General features: G+C 47.0%; 10 protein-coding genes and 2 pseudogenes. 1 reads left to right on the forward strand and 11 read right to left on the reverse strand.

The genetic code is table 11. The features are described 5' to 3' along the window. Positions 1–38: 38 nt before the first annotated feature. The 6 genes and pseudogenes from AB1797_09355 to AB1797_09380 form a co-directional block, all read right to left on the reverse strand. Positions 39–806 carry a histidine kinase N-terminal 7TM domain-containing protein gene (locus AB1797_09355; GenBank protein MEW5767816.1) on the reverse strand — a complete coding sequence of 256 codons (768 nt, stop codon included), beginning with the start codon at positions 804–806 and terminating at the stop codon, positions 39–41. A gap of 372 nt (positions 807–1,178) precedes the next feature. After that, positions 1,179–2,477 (reverse strand): outer membrane protein transport protein, encoded by a 1,299-nt coding sequence (locus AB1797_09360; GenBank protein ID MEW5767817.1) that lies wholly within the window; start codon positions 2,475–2,477, stop codon positions 1,179–1,181. Between the two features lie 377 nt (positions 2,478–2,854). Then, complete coding sequence (locus AB1797_09365) at positions 2,855–3,484, reverse strand: isoprenylcysteine carboxylmethyltransferase family protein (protein MEW5767818.1); 630 nt, start codon at positions 3,482–3,484, stop codon at positions 2,855–2,857. 75 nt (positions 3,485–3,559) lie between these two features. Further along, positions 3,560–4,831 carry a beta-ketoacyl-ACP synthase II gene (gene fabF, locus AB1797_09370; GenBank protein ID MEW5767819.1) on the reverse strand — a complete coding sequence of 424 codons (1,272 nt, stop codon included), beginning with the start codon at positions 4,829–4,831 and terminating at the stop codon, positions 3,560–3,562. A 48-nt stretch (positions 4,832–4,879) separates the two neighbouring features. After that, positions 4,880–5,953 (reverse strand): annotated as a pseudogene (locus tag AB1797_09375) (diguanylate cyclase). A 528-nt stretch (positions 5,954–6,481) separates the two neighbouring features. Beyond that, entirely contained in the window at positions 6,482–6,925 is a 444-nt protein-coding gene (locus AB1797_09380) for an SRPBCC family protein (GenBank protein ID MEW5767820.1), read from the reverse strand. Here AB1797_09380 and AB1797_09385 point away from each other — a divergent pair. Further along, complete coding sequence (locus AB1797_09385) at positions 6,897–7,103, forward strand: hypothetical protein (GenBank protein MEW5767821.1); 207 nt, start codon at positions 6,897–6,899, stop codon at positions 7,101–7,103. The genes AB1797_09380 and AB1797_09385 overlap by 29 nt on opposite strands. A gap of 272 nt (positions 7,104–7,375) precedes the next feature. On the opposite strand, the pseudogene AB1797_09390 reads toward AB1797_09385, so the two are convergent. The 5 genes and pseudogenes from AB1797_09390 to AB1797_09410 all read right to left on the reverse strand — a co-directional run bounded on the left by AB1797_09390 (position 7,376) and on the right by AB1797_09410 (position 11,226). Further along, positions 7,376–7,861 (reverse strand): annotated as a pseudogene (locus AB1797_09390) (cyclase family protein). Positions 7,862–8,010: 149 nt separating this feature from the next. Next, complete coding sequence (locus AB1797_09395) at positions 8,011–9,015, reverse strand: MoxR family ATPase (protein MEW5767822.1); 1,005 nt, start codon at positions 9,013–9,015, stop codon at positions 8,011–8,013. Then, the gene (locus AB1797_09400) at positions 8,993–9,175 is read right to left on the reverse strand and encodes a hypothetical protein (GenBank protein MEW5767823.1); all 183 of its coding nucleotides are present in this window, start codon (positions 9,173–9,175) and stop codon (positions 8,993–8,995) included. Before AB1797_09400 ends, AB1797_09395 begins: the two co-directional genes overlap by 23 nt. 42 nt (positions 9,176–9,217) lie before the next feature. Beyond that, positions 9,218–10,321 carry a GNVR domain-containing protein gene (locus tag AB1797_09405; GenBank protein MEW5767824.1) on the reverse strand — a complete coding sequence of 368 codons (1,104 nt, stop codon included), beginning with the start codon at positions 10,319–10,321 and terminating at the stop codon, positions 9,218–9,220. 671 nt (positions 10,322–10,992) lie between these two features. Next, positions 10,993–11,226, reverse strand: a complete 234-nt coding sequence (locus tag AB1797_09410; GenBank protein ID MEW5767825.1) for a hypothetical protein — start codon at positions 11,224–11,226, stop codon at positions 10,993–10,995. Positions 11,227–11,258 lie beyond the last annotated feature (32 nt).

Here is an 11,258-nt window from a genome sequence, read left to right on the forward strand (position 1 = left end):
TCCATTGGCTTTAGTATTGATTTGCTCATTCTGCACGACTATTGAAAAAGTCGGCACATGCTGATTTTGACAGCGGGGAAGTTGTGTTCCCCAATCATATTGCTAATTTTTAAACAGCCTCTTATAACTATCTCGATTTCCATAAGATGATGCTTCAGGATAGTGTAAGTGATTAAGGTCATACAACAAATAAGAGTTAGATAGGCAAGAGGATATACCTTTAGGCCAAGGAGAAGGGCAATATTGGAAATGGCACCGAGAAGAGCTATAGAAACAGCAGTAATAATATATTTGATTCGAGTCTTCTCGATCAATTTTCCTGTCAGTCGATACTTTCTGAGTAATAAATAAATTCCATAACCTATTACCGACCAGTGATTTATTCCTTCAAGAAAGAATACTGAACCAGCAGAGGGGAAATAGAATTTACCAAAATCATGATAGGTGACACCCTGAAACAAGTAGCCAGTCCAATTAGAGAATTGAAGAAAGAGGGCAATAAGATAGGATAAGAGGCATATTACCTTATTTATTCTTCTGAGGTCATTCGTAATAAAAATCATAAGGAAAAGAAAGGTTGGAGGCAAAAAGCTCACACTAAAGAATATATGAGCCCATATTACGGCTTCTTCCTGGCTTGAAGCAACAGAAAGCCCCCAGGAGCCAAAACTCCAGACAGCCAGGATCAGGGCTAAGAGAGAAAACACCCTGGTTACGGGTCGGCCTTTGCCTTGAATAAGAACGAAGATAGCCAGAGCCAGATTGACCAGCCCGGCCAAGAAAGTGGTAACATTGTAAAAGGTCATATTGCTAATCCTTAGTTCACGGTCAATAGCCTCCAAGTTACCCGTCTATGGACGGTGTGAACTGGGTGGACTATGTCGACAGTGTGCACTGTGTGGACTATGTCGACGGTGTAGACTGTGTGGACTATGTCGACAATGTGGACTGTGTGGACTATGTGGACAGTGGATTCTATCCTGATTGGCCCACACGACGAACCAGGCTCCTATTCATCACTTACTGGCTGTCTTAGAACTGATAGACACAGGTTGTCTGGAACCATAAGTGCCTTCTATGGCTTCAAGCTGCTTAGGCGGCTGTCTTAGAACTGATAGACACAGGTTGTCTGGAACCATAAGTGCCTTCTATGGCTTCAAACTGCTTAGGCGGCTGTCTTAGAACTGATAGACACAGGTTGTCTGGAACCCATAGGAGTCTCTCTCATAAAGCACACCATTTATCTCTCTATCTCCATCAGCACGGACATAGCCAAGGTTAAGCTGCCAATTATTCAGGTCTAAACCGGCCCCTAAGGTATAGAAATTTCTATCCACATCTACCAGATTAGTCAGACTTACGGCCTTATCCGGTACAGGTGATGGGTCAACAAAAAATCCTCCTCTGAGAGACCACCTATTATTTACTCTATACTCGAGGCCAACTCGAAAACGGTCGGTATCTTCCCAGTCTGAACGCTCATCCTTATCTTTAAGGAATGTCTGATCCGGCTGGTCAAAGTCTATGTCCTTCCTCTGTTTACTCCAATCTGTTCTTACCCAGTCTGTGGTTAGGGTAAGGGAAGGGATCGGCCTAAAGGCTAAACCAAGACCATAGGTAGCCGGATGTTTGAATTTCTGGGTATAATCACTACTCTCATCTGGAACTACATCTACTAAACTATGTCCCATCTTGGCCTTTCCATCAAAGGATAATTCACCCCCACTCCGATAGACTCCACCAAGGGCGAGATAAGGTCTGATCTTATACCATATCCCCAACACCCCTTCCAACCCTATCCCATCTCCGTCCATATCGAAGTTATAAGTGTAGAGAGGGGTTTTTTTCCTGGCGTGTCTTTCATACTTGCCTTGCAGAAGATTCAAACCGGCGCCCAAAGATAGATTAGACATAACCTCCCTTGATACAGAGAGGTTGTAAACTATCTCATACGTTTCTACCTGGTAAGAGGCGCTTATGGTATTCTCGGCCACGGCATCCTTCCATTCCGAAGAATAACCCAGGGGGACATAGACCGCTCCAGCCACCACCAGACCTTTAAATGGGGTATAGCCTCCCAGTCCGGGTAAATAGACGGTGACATCGATATCTTTTTCGTTAAAACTGAGGGGTTCGGTACGGTCACCAGTGGTTGGATGAGGGAATTGGAAGAATATGTCTCCTTGATCTGCATTCATTAGAGGCGGAAATGGATTCGCCAATGAATTCCCATCACTTCCACTTAGAGGCACATATTCAAAACTACTTCCTATGCCTCTCCCCTTAAGTTGAGCCAGCCCTGCCGGATTCCAATATACGGCGGTCCAATCCGAGGCTTCACCAATAAATGCCCCGGCCATTGATAGCGCCCGGGTCCCCAATCCCCCTCCTTCATACGCCGCGCCAAAGGCGGCCGAAATCTGACTCACCTCAAAAAGCAGAGTCACACCTAACATAAACAAGCCTTTCTTTAACATAGTTTATCCTCCTTTCTTTTTCCGGCCTTGTTCATCGTTTTGGCCATTCTAAGACGGTCCACCGTTCACGGTCAATAGCCGGCGAGTTACCGTCTATGGGGTGGACTATGTGGACGGTGTGGACTGGGTGGACGGTGTGGACTGAGTGGACGGTGGATTCTATCCCGATTGGCCCCAACGATGAACCAGGCCAATTTAGTGTCTTGGTGGCTAAGTAGTTACCATATTTTCTGGCCTTGATCATAGTTTGGGCAATTTGGTAGGGTGGGCACTTCCCACCGATTTCTGCGAGCGCCTTTGTTGATGGGCAATGCCCACCCTACTTCTACTCCTCCCGAGTTCGTGAATTGCCGAAACGATGATCATCGCCTATTTTCTTAACCAGACTCGGAAAGACTTCTTCCACCCCCGAGTCCATTGAGCTTGACTCTTTTTAAAGGCAAATATCCATACACCTCCCCTTGATATTTAATATAATCCTGCCCGAATTTCTCAATCAAGGCCTTTTCTTCTAAGGCCGTTCTATACAGCACAAAAGGGATAAATACCAATAAGGCGAAGATCAAAGAATAATAGGAATTTGGAATAAGGGTAAGACTAACTGCTTCAATGATAACACACACCGAAAGAGGATGTCTCAAGTATCTATAAGGCCCCTCTTTTATCAGCTTATGGTCTTCAAATATCTTAATATCGGCGGCCATATATCGGCCCAGGGCAGCCACCGCCTTTGTCCTGATAGGTATCACGCTTACATACGTAATCAGTCCGATAAGGCTCACTATAAGGTTTATCTCTTCTCTGACGAAGATAATATATCTAAAATAAAAATATTCTAAGATGGATCCAATGGTGATTAAAAGATAAAGCAAAAGTAAGATCGGATAGCTCATTGGTGAATAGACCTTGGCCTCCCTTTCCTCGACTTCATAAGATTTAATGAGTCTTTTTATTCGGTAAGCCGTTGACAAAAGAAGAAAGACTACATAAAAATAGGTAAAGTTCAACTCTTCACCCCATTGGGTAACTACTCAGGGGGATAGACTGAAGACTGAAGGCTGAAGTTTAATAGCCTTTAGCCTTCAGCCTTCAGCCTTCAGCCTATTGTTATCCCCCTTGGCATACTTTTTAGCTATTAAAACCGCATTTTTTCCACCAAAACCAAAGGAGTTAGATAAAGCCACATTTATCTCTGCCTGGTAAGGTTTATTGGGCACATAATCGAGGTCGCATTCCGGGTCAGGATACTCATAATTAATAGTAGGGGGGATGATACTATTTTCTATCCCTAATATACAGCTTATCAACTCAATGCTTCCGGCCGCCCCTATGGGATGCCCAATCATAGATTTAGTGGAACTTACCTTTAATTTACGGGCATGGTCTTTGAAGAAACTCTTTATGATTAAGGTTTCCGTTTTATCGTTTAAGGGGGTGGAGCTTCCGTGGGCATTGATATAGTCTACATCCTCTGGTTTCAGACTGGCTTGTTTAAGGGCTAATTCAATGGCCCTGGCGGCTTGCTTTCCATCTGGGGCCGGGGCCACCATATGATAGGCATCACCCGTAGCGCCATAGCCGGCTAATTCAGCATAGATATAGGCCCGGCGATCCAGGGCATGTTGGAGTTCCTCTAATATTACAATCCCGGCCCCTTCTCCTAAGACAAACCCATCACGCTGAGCATCAAAAGGTCGGCTGGCATGTTCAGGGTCATCATTCCGTGAGGATAAAGCCCTCATAACCTCAAAGGAGGTTAAGATAATAGGTCTGATTGAGGCTTCAGCGCCACCCGCTATCATTATTTTGTTCTCTCCTTTTCTAATCCGCTCAAAGGCATAACCAATGGCATCACTTCCGGCCGAACACCCGGTAGAAAGAGTAAAACTTGGACCCTTTAACCCAAATTGTAAAGATACCTCACTTGAGCAGGCACCGGCAAAGATTATAATAGAGAGAAAAGGACTTACATACTTCGGGCCTTCTTTTAAAAACCGGATATGTTGTTCCTCGCCAAATCCTAATCCGCCCATACCCGCACCTATAATCACGCCAATCTTTTCTAAATCTTCCTTAGCCAAATCAAGATTAGCATCTTCTATCGCCATTTTAGTAGCGGCTATGGCAAATTGAGTGGTTCGATCGGTTCTTTTTTTACTTTTCCTGTCCATATAATTTAGCGGCTCAAAATCTTTGACTTCACCGGCTATCTTTACGGATAAAGATGAGGTATCAAAAGCGGTTATTCTACTCACGCCAGACCTTCCTTCACAGGTAGCCTTCCAGAAGGCCTCCTTGCCTGTCCCAATAGGGCTAATAATACCAAAGCCGGTAATGACGCATCTAAAAGGAATGGCTGGCGCCTCTTTTTTTGCTTTAGAGAAGGTAATAATTCCTTCTCTACCCTTACTTTTGGCGTTGTATAGCGCCTGGTTGGCATTATCAATCAATTCCTTGGGGGCAGCCGTATTATTGGCCAGGGCCGCTATTCCGCAACTAATGGTCAAGGAAATATTTAAGTTATCTTTCTGGCAAAAGGGGTGTTTCTTAATTCTGTTTTGAATCCTTTCAGCTAAGCGACAGGTCTCATCTTCCGCACTTTCCGGCAGAATCAGGACAAACTCATCGGCGCCCGTCCTAACAAGGATATCCTCTCTTCGGGTGTAATTTAATAAAATATCACTCATCTCCTTAAGGATAGCGTTGCCCACCACGTGGCTATGGAGATCATTAAGTCGTCTAAAATCATCAATATTAATTACCATAACCGATAAAGGTCTCCTCTTCCGAATGGCCCGAGTCATCTCTCCTTCCAACCTCGACCACATATAGGTTCGATTATGCAAACCGGTTAATTCATCAACCCTGATTAATTTCTCCTTCTCCTGCATTAAATTAATCATGCTATCTACCTTATCGAATAGCCGGCAATACTCCAGAATCCCCTTTTTCAAGGGATCAATAAGCACCTTGGCCATTTGGTCAATATCCGTTATATCTTCAATAGAAAACTTCTTTGTCTCTTCAAGTAATTTGAGAAATTTGTCCGGATCAACCTCTAATTTTTTAGCATAATCTTTATATTTATCCTCATCTATCGGCCCTTCTAAAATTCCGCCGCCCACTATAGCGCTAAAGACTTCTCCCCGAATAATGAGAGGAAAGGCAAAGTTAGCTAATCCGGCATGACATTTAAAAAAAGAAAAGCCTTCCTTTACCGCCCTTTCCCCAAAACAACTATCTGCATAAGAAGAAATACATCTTTGGTAACCTGTTCTGGAATTCAGGATAAGTTGACAGATAGGCGATGTATACTGCCTTTCCAGGACATTTTCTCCCGAAGGGCCAATAAACTTAATTCTACACCCAATGGTCTTCTCACAAAGCTCCTGGACATCCTCCCATTGGTTAAAAAGGGAGGTTAATTTCCATAAATTGGTAGATAAATCTTCTCTCTCCATTGTCCTTTCCCCCATGTAACTATTCAGCCACAAAGCCACTAAGCCACGAAGAGAATGATAGAATAGCCCCCGGATGACACAGATTTTGACGGACAACCACAAGGGTTGTCCCTACAGCCTAAGGACAGACCCGAATCACGGACACGGCTCACGGATTTTCCGTGTTTCATCTGTGTGCATCTGTGGCTGAACGGTTACATTATTGGTAATCTTTGTGTCTTAGTGGCTGAGTAGTTACTTCCCCATTTAGGTCAGGTGATCAGGTAATCGGTGAATCGGTGATCACCGATTACCTGATCACCGAAGACCGATTACCTGATTGTAACCGTTCAGGTATAGCTGCACGGATTAGCACGGATAAATAACACAAGGACAGAAGGCGGAAGTGTAGGGACAGGGCTTGTCCCTGTCCGTGCTTGTCCATGTCCGTTCCGTAGACGGACAACCACAAGGGTTGTCCCTACAGCCTAAGGACAGACCCGAATCACGGACACGGCTCACGGATTTTCCGTGTTTCATCTGTGTGCATCTGTGGCTGAACGGTTACACCTGATTTTCGACCCTATTTTTAATGGCCTGTAAGGTTTCGTCGGCCATCTTGTAAACAATTTTAGCTACAATCAATCTGCCAATAATATAACCCAGGAGAGGTATCTTTTTGTACTCAAAGTTATGGCTTAAGATTATCCTGGTTCCCCCCTCCGTCTCTTCAAGGCACCACTCGATCTCCATATCAGGAATGGGGCCTTCAACCTGCTTTGACTTGATCGAAGCCGGTGGTTCAAGCTTCACCTCTGATTTCCAAAAAACCGGTTTCCCTCTCACCTCTCCTTTTCTTTCAATCACCAGTCGGTTGTCTTCTTTTTTAACAATCTTCACCTCCTGGTAAGCAGGGATGAACTGAGGCCAGGCCTCAAAGTCGGAGACCACCGAGAAGACCTTATCACCAGGGGCATTAATGATGATGGTATTTTCTGTCCGAATCAAGATTACCTCCTTCTGGATGCTCGATACTCGATGCTCGATGCTGGATGCTCGATGCTCGATACTCGAGGCTCGATGCTGGATGCTCGATGCTGGATGCTCGATGCTGGATGCTCGATGCTGGATGCTCGATGCTCGATACTCGATGCTCGAGCATCGAGTATCGAGCATCGAATTCTGATCAAGTATGGCCACGACGCGGGCCGGGCCGGCCGAGCCGCCTTTTACTTTGAGGGGAAAGCAGCAAACCTTGAAACCGAAGGGTGGCAGTTTATCCAGATTGGTCAGTCGTTCCAGATGGCAGTATTCTTTATCCACCCCCACATAGTGCGCCTCCCAGAAAAGATCGTGGCGCCCTGTTTCTTTCGCCTGTCGGGCCAACATTGGCAGGGGGGCATCCCATCCCCATGCGTCGATGCCCGTAATCTTGACACCTTGGTCGAGAATCCAGCGGGTGGCCGCGGCGCTGACACCCACCCCATGGCTGAAATAATCCGGCCTGCCCAGCATCCGGTCGCTGCCTGTTTGGATCAGCACAATATCCATTGGTTTGATGGTGCCGTTGATTTTCATCAGGGCGGTTTTCAGGTCGTCTACACTAATGGCTTCACCATCTTTCTTATGGCGCATATCCAGGACCAGGCCATCGCTGCAGCACCACTCCAATGGCACCTGATCAATCGTTTTAGCTGGTCTGCCCTCCGAGGTCGGCGCATAATGCCATGGCGCATCGAGGTGGGTGGTGCCATGCGTGGATATCTTGATCTGGTCGTTGGCCCAGCCGAGGCCGGTCCGAAGATACTTCGACCTCAGGCGAAACAGCAGCCAGATCGCCCACCGGCCGAACTGGTGGTTTTGACGCTTTACTTTGTTGCGCGCCCACCACGGCGCCCAATGCTTATTATCATCTAACGTCACGCTTAAGTCAATGATACGCATGCCAGACCCTATTACCGCTTGGCAAAAGTTCCGGGACGGTTTCAGCCGGGTTCGAGGATTCAAGGGTTTGAAACCGTAGGGGCACGTTGCAACGTGCCCCTACGGTCTCGAACCCTTGACCCCTATCTGACTCTAAACCGACCAAGAACTTAGGCCGTGTTGTCCTTTATCTCCATCAGCCGCCGGATAATCTCCATCGAATCAATCCCGTCTGCCTCGGCATTAAAGTTAGTAATGATCCGGTGTCGAAGAACCGGCCCGGCTACTGCCTTGATGTCTTCTTTGGAGACAGCGTATCTGCCCATCATTACTGCCCTGGCTTTACCCCCCAGAAGCAAATACTGGGAAGCCCTCGGACCCGCGCCCCAACTGACCCAGTCTTTAACAAAATCAGGAGATAGCTCATCACCTGGTCGAGAGCTTCTAACTAAGCGAATGGCATATTCAGCTACATGGTCAGCCACCGGAACCTTGCGGACAATACCCTGTAAACGAAGGATGTCTTCTCCGGAAAGAACCTGCTCTAACTCTGCCTCATAGGCCGAGGTGGTAAGTTTGGCAATGTTGAGCTCCTCCTCCTCAGAGGGGTAGTCAATGTAGATGTTAAACATAAATCGGTCCAATTGGGCCTCGGGCAGGGGGTAGGTGCCTTCCTGTTCGATCGGGTTTTGAGTAGCCAGGACAAAAAAGGGCAAAGACAGGGAATAAGTGGTTCCCCCGGCCGTAACCTTATGTTCCTGCATAGCTTCCAGTAAAGCGGCCTGGGTTTTTGGGGGAGTCCGATTAATCTCATCGGCCAAAATAATATTGGCGAAAATAGGGCCTTTGATAAATCTGAAGCTTCGACGCCGACTGGTAGTATCCTCTTCCAGTACATCCGTGCCGGTGATATCAGAAGGCATTAGGTCCGGGGTGAATTGAATTCGCCGAAATTTCAGAGACAGTATCCTAGACATGGTAGAAACAAGCAAGGTCTTGGCCAAACCCGGCACCCCGATAATCAGACAGTGACCATTACAAAACATGGCCAACAAAAGTTCATCGATGACCTCCTTTTGACCAATAATCACCTTGCTTATTTCTTGCAGAATCTTCTCCCTGGCCCGGGCAAGCTCCTCGACCAGTTTAAGATCATCCCCTTGTGTCTCCTGCATGTAATTTCTCCTCTCTGCTCGATGCTCGATACTCGATGCTTGATCCTTGATGCTCGATCATCGATGCTCGATATTCGATGCTGGTAAAGGATCCAGTATCCAGCATCGAGCATTCAGCATCGAGCATGGCTTCCAGTGTCTTTTGGTGTTTGCGTTTCATGTGGTGTCTGGGCCTTGTCTTGGAATGGGAAAGGCTGCTTAACTACTGCTTTATCCTCCTCAAATACTCCCGAAAAAAAGCCAGAAAAGTGGTCAAAAATAGACCAGTTATCAGGGCGATAAAAATGTTTAAGACGACTTTCGGTTTATATTTCTTCTCCGGTGGAACAGCCGAATCAAGTATCTGCACCTGAGGGGCCTCTTTGGCCTCGGATATTTTGGCCCGTTCGTATTCCTCAGAAAGCAGCTTAAAAAGTGTCTCCTGGACTATGACTTCCCTCTTTAAACGGGCGAATTCAAGCCCTACCGCCGGGACATTGGCCAGAGGCACGCCGGATCGGTCTTGGCCACCATGTTCGAGAAGACCATATTGTTTGGAAAGCTCCTGAATCTCCAGGCGTTTCTTAACGACATCAGGGTGGTCAGGCGAGGTGTAACTGGACATTACGCCTACTTGAACCTCCAAGGCAGCCATCCTGGCCTTTAATTCAGCCGCCGCCTTGATAGCTTCCGTCACTTCCTCTGAGATAGAAACCGTCCCTTTTCCCTCTTGAAAGGCCTTAAGGGCATCTTCGGCCTGATGAAGCTCCTTTTCAGTCTCAGTCAGTTGACCTTCGATAAAAATTCTGTTCTGCCTGGCCTCGAAGATGGTATTTTGATCAATGTAATCCTGGAGGGCCTTGATGTATGTATTGGCAATCCTGGCGGCCAGAAGGGCTGATTTGGCCTGGACCGCAATCCGAATGAGACCTTCTTTATCCTGGGTTATCCGACTGGCTTTCTCCAGATGCTTGACCGCCTCTTCCATATTCTCAGCTTCATATTTATCCATCAGTCCCAACTCTTTAATTATCTGAACAGCCACTGTCTGGCTTCGTAGTATGGGCAAATAATAACCCCCTATCCCGGATTGACCCATTAAGGGTAACATCTGGCTGCCTATGGGCAGGGCCGAAAGAGCTGACAACAACCCGGCCCTGTTCTCTTTGGCCGGCGGAAGAATAGAGGCTTCCGCTAAGTAAATCCGGGGCAATAACAGGGAAACCACGGCTGCCACCAGGCCCACCAGAAAAGTCCCTCCGATGATCAGTCTTCGATGGTTTTTAATCACTCGCCAGTAATCGAGTATGTTTACCTCTTCGGCCATAATAAACCCTTTTGTAACTATTCAGCCAGTAAGGCGTTAAGACACTAAGGCGATAGGCAATAGGCAATAGCCAATAGGGCATTCTTCCTTATTGCCTATTGGCTCTTTAACCCAAAGGGACCAAAGGGACTAAAGGGACCAAAGGGACTAAAGGCTATTGCCCATTGGCTATTGGCTAGGGACTAAAGGGACCAAAGGGACTATTGGCTATTGCCCATTGGCTATTGGCTAAGGACTAAAGGGACCAAAGGGACTATTGGCTATTGCCCATTGGCTATTGGCTAGGGACTAAAGAGACCAAAGGGACTATTGGCTATTGCCCATTGGCTATTGGCTAGGGACTAAAGAGACCAAAGGGACTATTGGCTATTGCCCATTGGCTATTGGCTTCTGTAATCTTAGCGCCTTTCTGTCCTTGTGGCTAAGTAATTACGCCCCTTTTACAGTAGACAGTAGCTACTACCTACTGTCTACTGTCCACTGTCTACTGTCCACTGTCTACTGTCCACTACCTACTGTCCACTGTCTACTGTCCACTGTCTACTGTCCACTGTCTACTGTCTACTGTCCACTGTCCACTGTCCACTGTCTACTGTCCACTACCTACTGTCCACTGTCTACTGTCCACTGTCTACTGTCCACTGTCTACTGTTTACTGTCCACGTAAGCGTTCAGCCACTAAGGCACAAACTCGATGCTCGATGCTCGATCCTGGATACTGGATCCTTTACCAGCATCGAGGATCGAGCATCGAGCATCGAGGATCGAGCATCGAGGATCGAGCATCGAGCATCGAGGATCGAGCATCGAGCATCGAGCATCGAGGATCGAGGATCGAGGATCGAGCATCGAGCATCGAGGATCGAGGATCGAGGATCGAGCATCGAGGATCGAGGTTCGAGCATCGTGGTTCGAGGGTCGGGGTTGGTGGGGGGGG

This window comes from bacterium, from assembly GCA_040753085.1.
Lineage (GTDB): Bacteria > UBA9089 > JASEGY01 > JASEGY01 > JASEGY01 > JASEGY01.